The organism is Sulfoacidibacillus thermotolerans (assembly GCF_003144315.1).
Lineage (GTDB): Bacteria > Bacillota > Bacilli > Alicyclobacillales > SLC66 > Sulfoacidibacillus > Sulfoacidibacillus thermotolerans.
Genome location: NZ_MPDK01000004.1, coordinates 64,810 through 79,521, shown reverse-complemented (window position 1 = coordinate 79,521; position 14,712 = coordinate 64,810). Strand labels below are relative to the sequence as shown.

The window sequence follows — 14,712 nt, the reverse complement described above, 5'->3', positions numbered from 1 at the left end:
AATAAAAATTGCGTAGTTTAGCCAAGTCACACATATTGTCGTTCAAGAAAAAAAGTTTCCCAAACGCCACTTATACATTCACTATATGCGGGATACGCAAAAATTGCAACACCTAGAATACAAAAACCAGGCCATCCTGCGACCTGGTATCGAGAAGTAAAAATTCTTATGCATCATGGAGCCCAATCCGACAGCAATGATTTGCTGCAGGTAGACAAGAAACTTACGTACGTGCTTGCGGATCAAATGCATCGCGTAACCCATCCCCAATAAAATTCACCGACAAAATTGTAAGTATGATCATAAGAGCAGGAGGAATCCACGAATACGGCTCAGTGCGCATATCAATGTAATTGGATGCTTGACTGAGCATTCCCCCCCATGAGGGAACTGTTAAAGGCAATCCCAGCCCCAAAAACGTAAGACCAGCATCAAGCCCGACATACCCCGCGACAGACATACTCACAAGTACAGCCAAACTGCTAATTGTATTGGGCAACATATGCCGAAAAATGATCCGCCACTTACTTGCACCAATCGTGACTGCACCAAGTACATAATCCTGCTCCCGCAGTTGTAAGAAAATACCCCGCATAAAACGAGCTGGGCCCGGCCACGCAGTAAGTGAAACCACGGTGATCAAAATCAATTCACCAGAAGTATTAAAGATCGCCTCTAGCGCTAAAATAAACGGGATAAATGGAAAGTTTAACATGACATCGACAAAACGCATCATTAAATTGTCGATCCATCCGCCAAAAAAACCAGAAATCCCTCCATATATGACGCCAATGAGCATCGTCATCAGAGCTGCCGCAACAGCTACCGTCAAATCGACGCGCCCCCCGTACAATAAGCGTGCGAGGTTGTCGTAACCAGACCCATCGGTGCCAAGCGGATGAGCGGCAGAAGGAGGCAAATTCGTATTCATGATGTTGATCGCAGTCGGATTATACGGCGTAAAAAGCGGCGCTGCCACTGTCACGAAGATAATCACTAACAACGTAAAAAAACCTGCGACTGCGAGCCGATTGCGCATAAACCGTTGAAGTGAAAGCCGCCAGGGAGATTGCACTCTCTTGCGCTTTGTCTCGCCTGTCTTTGCTTTATTGTGCAATGCTTGTACTGCCACCTTGTCCACCCCTAATTATACCGAATACGCGGATCCGCGATTGCAAGCAAAATATCTGCAACCAGATTGCCGATCAACACGGTTACAGCAAAGATCAGGGTCGTCGCAAGTATGACCGGATAATCGCGATTTAAATTCGCGCTTACGGTCAACTCCCCCATGCCCGGCCAGGTAAAAATTTCTTCGATTAATACAGCCCCACTAAATAGCCCTCCGATGTCAAACCCAAACTGTGTAATGATGGGAATAATGGCGTTTCGTAAGACATGACGAAACAGCACACGACTGTCGCGCAATCCTTTGGAACGGGCTGTGCGAACAAAATCCTGAACGATCACCTGCAAAGTATTGCCACGCGTCAAACGAGAGTAAAAAGCAATCGATGGAAGCGCAAGTGCCAGTGCCGGTAAGATCAGATGCGAAATGCGATCGCCTAGATCCCCAGACCAAGGAACTGCAGGGGTTACCGTTCCAAACGAGGGAAGCCAATTTAGCGTAAAAGAGAATATATAAATGAGGAACAACGCAAACACAAAGCTTGGAATCGAGTAAAGCAAGACTGCGAAAAACGACGTGCTGACATCAAACGCCTTATTCACTCGACTCGCTTGTAGCAGGCCCATTGGTATTCCCGCCAGCAGCACGATGATCTCCGCAGTGATGGCGAGCGTCAGCGTATTTGGCAGAGAGAAACCAATCAGCCGTGCCACTGGCTCGTCGTATTGATAGGAGGTCCCGAGATTCCCGTGTAACAGATTGACAACCCAATTCACATACTGTTGCCACAAAGGAAGATTCAAACCAGCTTCCGCTTCTTTACGCTTGATTACTTCTGCCGCATCTTTGATATGAGGGTTTTGCGTCAAAGCAAGAAATGCATTGCCTGGCATGAGATGCATCAAAATAAACACGATCACAGTGATGACAAACAAAGTTGGAATTAAACCAAGTAAACGGCGAATAATATAAGTCGCCAAAGTGAATCCCCTTCCACTCTACGTAATCGAAAGGGCAGGCGGCATGACCTGCCCTTCTTATTTTTCACAAATAGACTTTCATAGAGGATGCCTTAGCTTGAAGGCGACAGCCACCATTTGTACTCAAACAAAGCACCGTAAGGAGAGAAGACAACACCGTGTAAATTTTTGTTATATGCTGTGACCGTATCTTGGTCAAACAAGAAGTTCTCTGGCATCTGTTGGTTAAGCAGTTGTTGCCACTGATTCAGAATGCTAATGCGATATTGTTGATCAAACGCTTGTCGCGTATGTTGTTCGTGAATCAGTTTGTCGTTTTCTTGAATCGCAGGATCTTTTGTATTCGTCCAGTCGATCGACGTAGTATTCATCGTATCTGTCGCGCGCCATAGCCCTCGTGGATCTGGATCATTGCTGAGACTCCACGCTAACAGAAATCCTTGAATCGGCTGCTTGCCGTTCGCATCGTTGTTCAATTGATTCAAAATCGTATTAAAGTTAATAGGAGGCAAAATTTTCAAATCAATATGCACTTGCTTTAAGTAGTACTGAACAAAATCTGCTTGCCGTTGAATGTTTGCATCACCACTTGAAATCGTCAGCGTCGGGGTAAAAGGTTGCCCATTTGGCAATGTCCGCCAACCATTTTTTATCTTCATACCTAGTGCATCAAGCAATTGATTGGCCTTTGCAGGATCGTATGGATAGGTTCCATTTAATGCCTGGTTATACCAGAAATTAATGGGGGGTAGGGGTCCGTTCTCAACGACACCATAACCGTCAAATAGGGCTTTGATCATCGCAGGACGATTTAGCGCATATTCTACCGCTTGGCGAAACCGCACACGACTAAAAATATCGCCATATTCACTGTTATTTAATCGCCAGCCCAAATAATCAAATCCATTAGTCGGTTCAATATTTACAGAAACATTCGGAATTTGCCGCATCTTCGCCGCATCTGTTGCGTGAATGCTTGAAATCGTCACTTGGCCCGAAGCGAGATCCCCATCGACGACATCCGGACTGATCACCTTCCAGACATTATACTCAATGTGAGGTTTGCCAAATACATAATAAGGATTTGCTTTTTGTGTGATCGATTGCCCTGGAACGAGACTTGTCATAATAAATTGGCCACTGCCAAGCCATGGTTTTTTGTCAAATGGGGACCCTTTCCATTGCGACATTGGAATTTTCCCAAGTACCGAATAGGGCAAGGGCACAATACCAGCCAAATCTGCGGTAAGCACAGCCGCATCGGCGTGCTGTACCGTGATCGAAAACTCGTGTGAATTGATGATCTTAAAACCAGAAGGCGTCTGTCCATCAGGGAGGTAACCGCTTGACGGAACACCCACAACGTTTGAAAGGATGTAGCCATAGGAACCGCCATCTGTGACATTGTAGCTTTTTGATAGTAGCCAATCGACGCCAAGTTGCACGTCTTTTGAAGTGATCGGTGTGCCATCGGACCACTTGGCATTGGGATTCAAATAGAAGGTATACGTCTTTTTGTCTGGCGAGACGGTCCATTTGTCTGCGAGGTCGCCGATCAATTGATCGTTTTGATTGAATTGCAGCAATGAATCAAATTGCAATGCCCATGCTTGGAGAGTATAGTAGGAGGTCGAGAGATAAGGGATGAAATTCAAGCCAAATGAGGTGGGAAAATCCTGTACAATCGTGCCGCCGTTTACGGGGGTTGCCGAAACCGCTTGACCCAATCCACTCCCGCTATTTGTCCCGCCACCGCACCCTGCAAGTAATGCAGATAACGTGACGACGGCTGCTGCTGAAAAAATAGTCGTTTTCTTTTGCATTTATGTAGCCCCCTATTCTGATTCTTTTTCTGTTATGAGTAAATATGACAAGCAACATATTGCCCTGGTGTGTGCTCTTTTAACTCCGGGCGCAAGCTGCGACATACATCCATCACCTGTGGACAGCGCGTGTGAAACGCACATCCACTCGGCGGTTTTGCTGGACTAGGCACATCGCCCATAAGGACAATGCGTTCACGTGCCACATGGCGTTTTGGCTCAGGTGCTGCAGAGAGTAGCGCTTGCGTATACGGGTGCAGGGGTTGTGTATAGAGCTTTGACTTTGGCGCAAGTTCAACCAAACGCCCTAAATACATCACCGCCACCCGATCACTCACATGTTTAACGACCGCCAGATTGTGAGAAATAAACACATAGGACAACCCGAACTCTTTTCGTAAATCGGCAAGTAAATTTAAAATCTGCGCCTGAATCGACACATCAAGTGCTGAAACCGCTTCGTCCGCCACGATTAATTTTGGCCGCAAAGCGAGTGCCCGTGCAATTGCAATGCGCTGGCGCTGCCCTCCAGAAAACTCGTGCGGATAACGCACACGCGCCTCAGGACTCAGGCCGACTATAGCAAGCAAAGACTCCACTTGCTCTTGAATCTGTGCACGTGAACCTCGCCGATTCACAAGGAGTGGCTCGGCAATTAGAGAGCCTACACTCATGCGCGGATTTAATGACGAATAGGGATCTTGAAAGACCATCTGAAATTGGTGACGCAGTTTGCGCAATGCTTCTCCTTTGAGGTGACTGATCTCTTGTCCATTGATCGTAAGCGTGCCTTCCGTCGGTTCATAAATGCGCATGATCACGCGACCCAGTGTTGATTTCCCGCACCCTGACTCTCCAACCAGGCCGAGCGTCTCCCCCTCATTTAACGTAAATGAGACGTCATCAACTGCTTTGACGTGTCCAATCGTACGCCGCAAAACCCCTCCTGTTATTGGAAAATATTTTTTGATATTGCGCACCTCAAGCAGCGGTTGCACAGTCTGCAATTTTTCGAAGGATTCGGGGGCACCTACACTCATGTTGCATTCTCCCTTCGATCGGTTTTCCCTTGAACTACGAGACAGCGCACCGCATGTGCGAGGGAAATTTCGCGCAACTCAGGCATTTGTTCGTGGCAGCGTTCTTCTGCCAATGCACAGCGTGGGGCAAATCGACATCCAGACGGAAAGTCTGCAGCGCTTGGCACTGTCCCTGGGATCGCCTGCAATCGCTCGCGCTCTTCTTCGATCACCGGGATAGAAGCCATCAATGCTTGGGTATAGGGATGTAAGGGGTGATCAAAAATTTCATCCGCCGAGGCCGCTTCGACCACCTGACCCCCATACATCACTACGACGTCATCTGCCATTTGTGCAACTACACCAAGGTCGTGCGTAATCAAAAGAATCGCCGTTCCATTTTGTTCCTTAAGGCTGCGCATCAGATCTAACACCTGCGCCTGAATCGTCACATCAAGCGCCGTTGTCGGCTCATCTGCAATTAGCAAAGACGGCTCGCAAGCCATAGCCATCGCAATCATCGCGCGCTGCCTCATTCCGCCGGACAATTGATGCGGATATTCATCCACAATCTGCTCCGCCCGCGGAAATCCAACACTGCGCAAAAGTGCGACTGCTTGCTTTTTCGCCTGAGCCTTTGTTACTTTACGATGGCGAACAAGCACTTCGCCAATCTGCTCCCCGATCTTTAACACAGGGTTGAGCGCGCTCATCGGCTCTTGAAAGATCATGCCGATGCGATTGCCGCGAACATCGCGCATCGCGCGCTCAGAAAGCTGCAAAAGATCTTGACCTTCAAGTAAGATCTCCCCTTCGACAATCTTACCTTGAGGTCCAGGAACTAAACGCATGACCGATAAAGAGGTCATACTCTTTCCACTTCCTGATTCCCCCACGATGCCTAGCACTTTCCCTGGATAGACTTCAAAATCTACCCCGTCAACTGCCTTCACCGTGGAATTCTTACTAATAAAATACGTTCTTAAATTGCGAACTTTCAACAATGGCTCCGCCACCGTGCACCTCCAGAATCAATGGAATCCTTGAATTTTTCTGCGAATCGAGGCGCCAATTCGCGATATAATGTGTCTGACTATTAAGTTATCACAAAAAGTGGATAACAAGAGTGTAAAAAGTGTGTAAAAATATCGGAAAGTGTAAAGGAGATGACGCTCATATAGAAGGTCATCTCCCTATCTTCCGTTTCTTCATTTCTTCATTTTTCCGTTTAGCTTATCACAGACAATGCAGCCGTACTTTGACCATCGGCTAGTACATCAGCAAGTGAGATGCCATCAAGTGTGCGCATGATACTTTCATTTAACTTTAGCCACACATTGCGCGTCGAGCAGCGGCCTGCCTTGCTGCAAAATTCTTCTGGAAAGGGGAAGTCATCACTTACACAGCCGATCGGCGCCACATCGCCTTCAAGTAATTTAATAATTTGCCCCATCGAAATCTCCGCCGGATCGCGCGCGAGCAAATATCCACCGTTCGCTCCGCGAACACTTTTGACAAGTCCTTCACGCCGCATCAAGGCGAAGATCTGGTCCAAAAATGCATCCGGAATCGCTTCGGCTTCTGCAATCTCACGCAGAGGAATCGGGTGGTTTGCGGTTTGTGCCGCTTCCGCTAAGGTGACAATCGCGCGCAGTCCATATTCCGTGCGCTTCGATACTTTCACTGGTGCCCCTCCTCTTTGTCACTTCAGGAGATCACTCTCCGTTACTCGACATCGACATACACATCCTCGCCATCTACGTGCACAAGATATTTTGGCAGGGAACGGATCGCGGGAAAAGCAACTGCTTTTCCCGTCTTTAAATCAAATTTGCCACCGTGTCTCGGACAGCAAAGAATATCTCCTTCAAGCCAGCCATCAGCTAAACTTACGCGTGCATGTGTACATGTATCACTTACTGCATAAACCGTGCCATTCACCCATAAAAGCAACACATCCGTATCATTCACTCGCACTCGCTGCATAGATTGTTCTTGCAGCGCAGGAAGTGAAGCGACCTTCACCAAAGACATTAACCAATCGATCCTTCCATCTCAAATTTGATGAGACGGTTCATTTCAACTGCGTATTCCATAGGCAATTCTTTTGTGAACGGCTCGATGAAACCCATAACGATCATACGTGTCGCTTCTTCTTCAGAAATACCGCGACTCATCAAATAGAACAATTGCTCTTCACTCACACGTGAGACGGTCGCTTCATGCTCAAGCGTCACCGTGTTGTTTTCAATTTCATTATAAGGAATCGTGTCAGACGTCGATGCTTGATCGAGGATCAACGTATCGCACTTAATGTTCGACTTTGAATGGTCTGCATTCTCTGCAAAGTATGCAAGTCCACGATAGGTAGCCTTACCACCATGCTTACTGATCGATTTTGAGACGATTGTCGATGTACAGTCAGGTGCAGCGTGCACCACTTTTGCCCCCGCATCTTGATGCTGACCTTTGCCAGCGACCGCGATCGAAAGTACTGTGCCTTTCGCGCGAGGACCCACCATGTAAATAGCTGGATACTTCATCGTCAATTTTGAACCGATGTTGCCATCGATCCATTCCATCGTGGCATCCGCATAAGCAACAGCGCGTTTTGTCACGAGATTGTAGATATTAGGCGCCCAGTTTTGAATCGTCGTGTAGCGTGCCCGCCCTCGCTCTTTTACAATGATCTCTACAACGGCAGAGTGCAAGGAGTTCGTACTATAAATCGGAGCTGTACAACCCTCTACATAATGGACAAAGGAATCTTCATCCGCAATGATCAACGTCCGCTCAAACTGCCCCATATTTTCTGAGTTAATGCGAAAATACGCTTGTAATGGCACTTCACAACGCACGCCTTTAGGTACGTAAATGAAACTCCCACCACTCCAAACCGCCGAATTCAATGCGGCAAATTTGTTGTCTTCTGGAGGGATGATCGTACCGAAATACTCCTTAAAAATCTCCGGATATTCACGTAGCGCCGTATCTGTATCCGTGAAAATGACTCCAAGATCGGAAAGTTCCTTTTGCATCGAATGGTAGACGACTTCTGACTCATACTGTGCAGAAACCCCTGCCAAAAACTTTCGTTCAGCTTCCGGAATTCCTAAACGATCAAACGTATTTTTAATCTCCTCCGGCACTTCATCCCAGGTTTTTCCTTGACGCTCAGAAGGTTTGACGTAGTAGGTGATCTCATCAAAATTAAGATCTGATAAATCCCCACCCCAGGTTGGCATCGGTTTCGCATGAAAAATATCGAGTGAACGCAAACGGAAATCTGTCATCCAACCTGGTTCATTTTTCATCATCGAAATTTCCTCGACGACTTTGCGTGAGAGTCCCTTTTCAAACTTGACAATTGAAATATCTTTATCGCGAAAACCATATTGGTATTCGGATAGTTCTGGCAGTGTCTTACTCATCGCAAGTCCCCCTCTACTTCACTTTTGTTCTATCGAAATGCGCGATACCAATCGGACATGGATACTTCCCGTTCATGCAGGTTCTTTGATCTCTTGTTCCTATTTTTGCGCAGTGCGCTCGAGTGCATGCCAAGCAAGGGTTGCACACTTAATGCGCGCCGGGAACTTCGAAACACCTGCCAGAGCCTCTAAATCACCCAGCTCCTCATCCTCAACCGTCTCGCCCTTCATCATTTTGCGAAACTCTTCCGAAAGCGCCAGTGCCTCTTCCACGGTCTTTCCTTTAATCGCTTCTGTCATCATCGAGGCAGACGCCATACTAATCGAGCATCCAACACCCTTAAAACGCACGTCCTTTACAATGCCATCCTCAATTTGTAACTGGAGCGTAATCTCATCGCCACATGTCGGATTTTTCATATCTACCGAAAGCGCATCGCCCTCAAGCTTGCCTTGATTACGCGGATGCTGATAATGATCCATAATCACTTGTCGATACAAGTCATCTAATTGCATGGCCAAAAAACTCCTTTGCCGTCTCTAGCGCATGAATGAGCACATCGATGTCGTCCTTTGTATTGTAAATGTAAAAACTCGCGCGAGCCGTTGCCGCTACGTCAAGCCAGCGCATGAGCGGTTGTGCACAATGATGACCAGCGCGAATCGCCACTCCTTCCGCATCAAGGACAGTAGAAACATCATGCGGATGCACGCCCGCAAGATTAAACGTTACGAGACCCCCACGTTCTCCACGCGGTCCATAGATCGTCAAGTCTGGTACCTGACTCAATCGCTTGAGCGCATACTGCGTAATCTCTGAATCCATTCGTTGAACCTCTGCCATCCCAATCGCGCGTAAGTAATCAATTGCAGCAGACAATCCGACTGCACCCGCTATGATGGGAGTGCCCCCCTCGAATTTCCAAGGAACCCCTTTCCAGGTGGACGAGAACAATTCAACGGTTTCGATCATTTCGCCGCCAAAATGCACCGGTTCCATTTCTTCGAGTACTTTGCGTTTCCCATAGAGTACGCCAATACCTGTCGGCCCCATCATTTTGTGCCCTGAGAACGCGAGAAAATCACAATCTAAATCCTGCACGTCAACTGGCATATGCGGAACCGATTGAGCGCCATCAACCACCATGATGGCCCCATTTTCATGAGCGATCCGCGCTACTTCTTTCACGGGGTTGATCGTGCCAAGAACGTTTGACACATGCACCATCGCGACAATTTTCGTCTTTGGCGTCACTGTCTCGCGCACATCCTGAAGCGCAATTGTGCCATCTTGTTGTAGCGGAATATATTTGAGCGTCGCTCCCGTCACCTGTGCAACTTGTTGCCAAGGAATCAAATTACTATGATGCTCCATGGGAGTAATGACAATTTCATCACCAGGTTTTAGCCGCGGACGTGCATACCCATGAGCAATCATGTTTAACGATTCGGTCGTGCCGCGCGTAAACACGATCTGACTCTCTGACGGCGCGTGAATAAAGTGGGCGACATTTGCTCGCGCCCCCTCATAAGCGTCTGTGGCCAAGGATCCTAACGTGTGAACCCCGCGATGAACATTTGAATTGTATTCACGATAGTACTTTTCTAGCGCTTCAATCACTTGCTGCGGCTTTTGTGAAGTCGCCGCACTATCTAAGTAAACGAGCCGCTTGCCATTTACTTTTTGATCTAAAATAGGGAAGTCGCGCAAAATCATCGATTGTTCCATCACGCCATCTTCCTCTCAAGCACAGACTCGACAGCTTCGCGCACAGCAGCAATCGGCAACTCGGAAAGTACAGGATCAATAAATCCCCATACAACCATGCGTTTTGCTTCTGCTTCCGAAATCCCTCTTGACATCAAATAAAAAAGCTGGTCTTCATTAATCTGTCCAACAGACGCGGCGTGCCCGCACTTCACGTCATTTTCATCAATTAGCAACATCGGGATCGCATTGGCGCGACTTTCAGGACTTAGCATTAACAACTTTTCTGATTGTTGCCCGTTCGCACCGCTTGCCCCTTTTAAAATATGTGTAAGTCCGCGGTAAACCGCTTCTGCTTGGTCTTGCATCACGCCTCTCGCCGTCGTGTCGCTGTCACTAAACTTCGCCACATGCACCATGCGCGACGTGAGATCAAAATGAGCCCGTTTCGAACCAAATGCGATTGCATGGCTGGTACTGCGACTCCCCTGGCCTTCTAACACAGAACCAAACTCCATCACTGTATAGCCTTCACTGACTTCGCCAGCGATCCAATCCATTTGTCCATCACGCAAAACTTTTGCACGACGCACGATCACGTTTGTCGAATGCGTTGGAAAATCGTGAAGTGTACCGATTTTTACGTGCGCACCATCCTGTACGACAACTTCAGTCACACCTACATGCAACTCGTCGCTAAGCGTCGGCGGCGCCGCATAAATTTCTACAAACTGCACTTGACTTTGCGCCTCTGCCAAAATTAAATTGTGCACAAATGTCCCGTGCCCCCCCACAGTCGTTACGGAAATCATCTGCAACGGCGCTTCCCACATCATGTTGCGCGGAATGTAGACAAATGCACCATTGCGCCAGAGTGCACTATTTAAAGCAATGAACTGATTTTCATCCTGTGGCACCACAGAGTGTAAATATTGCTTGATCAATTCTGGATGAGACACAACAGCTTCTTGTAGGCTCTTAAAAATCACGCCTTGTGCAGCCGCCGCTTCTAGTCCACGCGAGTATACCAACACTCCATCTGCGATCACGAGTAAAGGGGCTTCTGCATGTTGTGCAATATACGGCTCTGCTACAGGTCGCCACAAATGCTCATCAGGAGGTGTGGTGTTTATTGTAAACGCATCTACACGTCGATTTGTCAAATCACTCTTTTCATATTGAGGAACCGGCAGCGCCTCATACAATTCTAGCGCGCGTTGGCGCAACTGAACGACGTAATCCGGCTCCAACCGCGTTGCACTATACATTTCCAAATCTTTCGCCATAACAGATCGATCCTTTAGTACACTCACACGTGAAACCCCCTATACACCTGCTGATACCGTTTCGTCCACGATTCCTAGTTCCTCTTTTAACCAGTCATAGCCACGTTGTTCTAATTCTAAGGCAAGTTCCCGACCTCCTGAACGAACAATGCGCCCTTGCATCATCACGTGAACATAATCCGGAACAATATATTGCAGCAAGCGCTGGTAGTGCGTGATGACTAAAAGACCAAATTCAGGTCCACGCAGCGAATTCACTCCTTCAGCAACAATACGCAACGCGTCAATGTCAAGACCCGAATCGATTTCATCTAAAATGGCAATCCGCGGTTTTAAAACAGTCATTTGTAAGATTTCATTGCGCTTCTTTTCTCCACCTGAAAATCCTTCATTCAAATAACGCTCTGCAAAGGAAGGATCCATACTGAGTGCCTTCATCTTTTTTTGCAACTCACGATGAAACTTTAACACAGGCATTTCATGGCCTTCTCCAAGTCTGGCATTGAGCGCGATACGCATAAAATTTGCATTGGAAACCCCTGATACTTCACTTGGGTACTGCATCGCCAAAAAGAGACCTTGACGGGCACGCTCGTCCACTGCCAGCTCAAGTAGGTTTTCACCATCTAGCAAGGCGGTTCCACCAGTCACTTCATACTTAGGATGCCCCATCAGCGCCGAAGCAAGTGTGCTTTTCCCGGTTCCGTTCGGACCCATAATCGCGTGCACTTCCCCGCCTCGAACCGTTAAATTAACTCCTTTTAAAATTTGCTTTCCTTCTACGGATGCATATAAATCATTGATTTGCAACACTGGACTTGTACTCATTTAAGTATCCTCCTAGCGATCAGCACAAATGGATCGTCGTGCACTTTCCTATGGTTTATCATGATCATTGGTCTTCTCGAAAAGTTGACTAATTTAGTCACCTTTATGCTATCACATAGAGCCAAAATTGCAAGCGATTCCGCCCTGCTTCACAATAAAAAAACTCGCGCACATCGGCGCGAGCAACGTAAAATAATGATTCTTTTAAAACAAATATCGCATGACCATTTTCGCTTCCTCCGACATCATCTCTTTGTTCCAAGGCGGATCAAAGGTAAGGTCAATTTCCACCTCTTTTGCCCCCAATTGTTGAATGCGCTTAATGATGTCATGTTGCAGTTCTTCCATCGCAGGACACCCCATCGTCGTAAGCGTCATGCGAACAATCACACGTTCTCCCCCATCGACGACCGTAACTCCATAGATCATTCCGAGATTGACGACATCGATTTGAATCTCCGGGTCTAGCACTTCTTTTAACTGCTCATACACGGCTTCTTCTGTGATCATGAAAACTCCTCCTTACTCTTTTTCAAATCGTAACGAACCTGATTTACTTTGTCCATCTACAGCAGCTCACTCTATTCGCTGTTCTCCCCGTCCGGTTGAAGATCTGATTGTGGCGGAGCGATCACTTGTCGTTTTACGACACGTCGCACTTTGCGTTCGTGATGCCTCATACTCCCTGTTACCTGTTCGTCGAGATAGATCTGGATTTTTGACACGTCAGAGGGCGTAACACGCCAAGCACGCTTGGCAAATAAAAAAGTTTCAGCGGAAAGTGCACGCTGTTTATGCAATGTCTCTACCGCTGTGCGAACTGTAAGAAGATCGCGACCAAGCATTTCTGCCACCTGTTCTACACTGTATCGCTTTGTCATCTTGCAAACACCTTTCGAAAAGCAATTGACAACAGTTTAACATGAGTTCATTTTTTTCGGTATACTACACCTATTGGCGCGGAAACCTCGGTGTAAGGAGACAAGCAGTGTGACACTTACCGGCATCATGGACATCGGATCCAATTCCATGCGACTCTCTATCTTGAAACGCTTTGACAATGGTGGATTTTACGTTGTGGATGAACATAAATCCACACCTCGCTTGAGCAACGCCATCCAAGCAGATGGTACACTGTCTGAACGCGGCATCGTAGAACTCATGACTCATTTAAGCGAATTTCAAGGACTGTGTAAAGCGTATAACGTATCTCGACTCGTGGCCATCGGTACAGCAGCATTGCGCGCTGCAAAAAACCGCGATGACATCGTTCGACTTGTACGCCAAGAGATCGGACTTGACATTCAAGTCATTAGCGGCGAAGAAGAAGCGCTGTTAGGTTATAGCGCGATTACACACACGCTGCGTGTCGACACCGCCTATGTGATTGACATCGGCGGCGGGAGCACAGAAATTTCTTTGCTAGAAGGCGGGAAACTGATTGCTACTCATTCATTTCCCTTTGGTGCAGTGACACTCAGTCACAATTGGCCGACTGTTAGCACACGAGAAAGCATTCAAAGTGCAATCAGCCCAATCGTTGCCGCGCTGCGCGCAAAACCGTATCTAACCGCTCACCCTGGCATTGAAATCATCGGCATTGGCGGTACGCTGCGAAATTTAGCCAGTGTACACCAGGCGCGCATCGGTTATCCCTTGTCGATCACGCACAACTACACCATGAGTGCAGAAGAACTGCGCGAAACGGTGATATGGCTCGGCGCCCTGCCTGTCAATCAGCGCAAAAAAGTCGAAGGGTTATCGCGTGATCGAGTAGACTTGATTGTTCCTGGAGCGACCATTTTGCTTGCATTAATCGAACTTTTACACAGCCAGCAGGTTCGCGTCAGTGGACGAGGTTTACGCGATGGGGTGTTTTATTCTCACATCTTAGGAGAACCCACCCTAGAGCCTGCTCGCGTATTGAGGGATAGTGTACTAAACACATTAAGAAGATTTCAGGAATCTGAGGTGCATGCCACCCACGTTACCGATCTCGCCTTTTATTTATATCGAGATATGATAAAATGGGGATTTCTCTCTGCAGGCGCTGATCGCATCCTCTTTACAGCAGCGATGTTGCACCGCATCGGCGTACAGGTGAGCTATTATCATTATGATCGCCATACCTTTTATCTCATTCTCAACAGTGCACTCTATGGCCTTACACACCGAGAGATAATTCTTGCTGCCGCTGCCGCATCTTTTAAAGGGAAGAGTAAATTGCGCAAGATTTGTGCCCCTTACCGACTGCTGCTTACGGAAGAAGATTTGCAACTCGCTACAAAACTTGGCGTACTTGTGCGCTTAGCCGAAGCCCTAGACAGACGTCACGAACGCCGCATTCACCGCGTTAGCGTAAAGAGTGATGATCATCAACTCGTGCTTATGACCTACAGCACACAAGGTATTGAAGTAGAACAAGCAGCAGCACAAAGTTGTGCGCCTTATGTAAAAAAGAATTTCAAACGCACCCTGCGGATCGAATCTGAGGAAAAATAACCACAG

15 protein-coding genes are annotated in these 14,712 nt (G+C 47.5%); 1 reads left to right on the top strand and 14 read right to left on the bottom strand.

Annotated elements, in window-relative coordinates; genetic code table 11:
* Window positions 1-223: 223 nt before the first annotated feature.
* From opp4C to BM613_RS03780, 14 genes are all read right to left on the bottom strand, one after another.
* Window positions 224-1,132 (bottom strand): oligopeptide ABC transporter permease, encoded by a 909-nt coding sequence (gene opp4C, locus BM613_RS03845; RefSeq protein WP_109429856.1) that lies wholly within the window; start codon window positions 1,130-1,132, stop codon window positions 224-226.
* An 11-nt stretch (window positions 1,133-1,143) separates the two neighbouring features.
* Window positions 1,144-2,109 carry an ABC transporter permease gene (locus tag BM613_RS03840; RefSeq protein ID WP_109429855.1) on the bottom strand — a complete coding sequence of 322 codons (966 nt, stop codon included), beginning with the start codon at window positions 2,107-2,109 and terminating at the stop codon, window positions 1,144-1,146.
* Between the two features lie 92 nt (window positions 2,110-2,201).
* Window positions 2,202-3,932: an ABC transporter substrate-binding protein gene (locus BM613_RS03835; protein ID WP_109429854.1), complete on the bottom strand. Its 1,731-nt coding sequence runs from the start codon at window positions 3,930-3,932 to the stop codon at window positions 2,202-2,204.
* A 32-nt stretch (window positions 3,933-3,964) separates the two neighbouring features.
* Window positions 3,965-4,972: an ABC transporter ATP-binding protein gene (locus tag BM613_RS03830; protein ID WP_109429853.1), complete on the bottom strand. Its 1,008-nt coding sequence runs from the start codon at window positions 4,970-4,972 to the stop codon at window positions 3,965-3,967.
* Window positions 4,969-5,967, bottom strand: a complete 999-nt coding sequence (locus BM613_RS03825; RefSeq protein WP_109429852.1) for an ABC transporter ATP-binding protein — start codon at window positions 5,965-5,967, stop codon at window positions 4,969-4,971. Before BM613_RS03825 ends, BM613_RS03830 begins: the two co-directional genes overlap by 4 nt.
* A gap of 212 nt (window positions 5,968-6,179) precedes the next feature.
* On the bottom strand, window positions 6,180-6,635 hold the full coding sequence (locus tag BM613_RS03820; protein WP_109429851.1) for an RrF2 family transcriptional regulator: 456 nt from the start codon (window positions 6,633-6,635) through the stop codon (window positions 6,180-6,182).
* 41 nt (window positions 6,636-6,676) lie between these two features.
* Window positions 6,677-6,985 carry a Rieske (2Fe-2S) protein gene (locus tag BM613_RS03815; protein ID WP_109429850.1) on the bottom strand — a complete coding sequence of 103 codons (309 nt, stop codon included), beginning with the start codon at window positions 6,983-6,985 and terminating at the stop codon, window positions 6,677-6,679.
* Window positions 6,985-8,382: a Fe-S cluster assembly protein SufB gene (sufB, locus tag BM613_RS03810; RefSeq protein ID WP_109429849.1), complete on the bottom strand. Its 1,398-nt coding sequence runs from the start codon at window positions 8,380-8,382 to the stop codon at window positions 6,985-6,987. Before sufB ends, BM613_RS03815 begins: the two co-directional genes overlap by 1 nt.
* A 99-nt stretch (window positions 8,383-8,481) precedes the next feature.
* A complete protein-coding gene (gene sufU / locus BM613_RS03805; protein WP_109429848.1) occupies window positions 8,482-8,898 on the bottom strand; it encodes a Fe-S cluster assembly sulfur transfer protein SufU in 417 nt (138 codons plus the stop codon).
* A complete protein-coding gene (locus BM613_RS03800) occupies window positions 8,885-10,111 on the bottom strand; it encodes a cysteine desulfurase (RefSeq protein ID WP_109429847.1) in 1,227 nt (408 codons plus the stop codon). The genes sufU and BM613_RS03800 overlap by 14 nt, the downstream gene beginning before the upstream one ends.
* Window positions 10,111-11,403 carry a Fe-S cluster assembly protein SufD gene (sufD, locus tag BM613_RS03795; RefSeq protein ID WP_109429846.1) on the bottom strand — a complete coding sequence of 431 codons (1,293 nt, stop codon included), beginning with the start codon at window positions 11,401-11,403 and terminating at the stop codon, window positions 10,111-10,113. Before sufD ends, BM613_RS03800 begins: the two co-directional genes overlap by 1 nt.
* Window positions 11,404-11,415: 12 nt before the next feature.
* Window positions 11,416-12,204, bottom strand: a complete 789-nt coding sequence (gene sufC, locus BM613_RS03790; RefSeq protein WP_109429845.1) for a Fe-S cluster assembly ATPase SufC — start codon at window positions 12,202-12,204, stop codon at window positions 11,416-11,418.
* 204 nt (window positions 12,205-12,408) lie between these two features.
* A complete protein-coding gene (locus tag BM613_RS03785; protein ID WP_109429844.1) occupies window positions 12,409-12,714 on the bottom strand; it encodes a metal-sulfur cluster assembly factor in 306 nt (101 codons plus the stop codon).
* 71 nt (window positions 12,715-12,785) lie between these two features.
* Entirely contained in the window at window positions 12,786-13,085 is a 300-nt protein-coding gene (locus BM613_RS03780; RefSeq protein WP_109429843.1) for a hypothetical protein, read from the bottom strand.
* A gap of 109 nt (window positions 13,086-13,194) precedes the next feature.
* On the opposite strand from BM613_RS03780, the gene BM613_RS03775 reads away from it, so the two are divergent.
* Window positions 13,195-14,706, top strand: a complete 1,512-nt coding sequence (locus BM613_RS03775; RefSeq protein ID WP_109429842.1) for a Ppx/GppA phosphatase family protein — start codon at window positions 13,195-13,197, stop codon at window positions 14,704-14,706.
* Window positions 14,707-14,712 lie beyond the last annotated feature (6 nt).

What these genes read in the sequence shown, in the direction of transcription:
- BM613_RS03835 (WP_109429854.1), bottom strand. Translation starts at nt 3,932, where the DNA reads ATGCAAAAGAAAACGACTATTTTTTCAGCAGCAGCCGTCGTCACGTTA.
- BM613_RS03830 (WP_109429853.1), bottom strand. Translation starts at nt 4,972, where the DNA reads ATGAGTGTAGGTGCCCCCGAATCCTTCGAAAAATTGCAGACTGTGCAA.
- BM613_RS03815 (WP_109429850.1), bottom strand. Translation starts at nt 6,985, where the DNA reads ATGTCTTTGGTGAAGGTCGCTTCACTTCCTGCGCTGCAAGAACAATCT.
- sufB (WP_109429849.1), bottom strand. Translation starts at nt 8,382, where the DNA reads ATGAGTAAGACACTGCCAGAACTATCCGAATACCAATATGGTTTTCGC.
- sufU (WP_109429848.1), bottom strand. Translation starts at nt 8,898, where the DNA reads ATGCAATTAGATGACTTGTATCGACAAGTGATTATGGATCATTATCAG.
- BM613_RS03800 (WP_109429847.1), bottom strand. Translation starts at nt 10,111, where the DNA reads ATGGAACAATCGATGATTTTGCGCGACTTCCCTATTTTAGATCAAAAA.
- sufC (WP_109429845.1), bottom strand. Translation starts at nt 12,204, where the DNA reads ATGAGTACAAGTCCAGTGTTGCAAATCAATGATTTATATGCATCCGTA.
- BM613_RS03785 (WP_109429844.1), bottom strand. Translation starts at nt 12,714, where the DNA reads ATGATCACAGAAGAAGCCGTGTATGAGCAGTTAAAAGAAGTGCTAGAC.
- BM613_RS03780 (WP_109429843.1), bottom strand. Translation starts at nt 13,085, where the DNA reads ATGACAAAGCGATACAGTGTAGAACAGGTGGCAGAAATGCTTGGTCGC.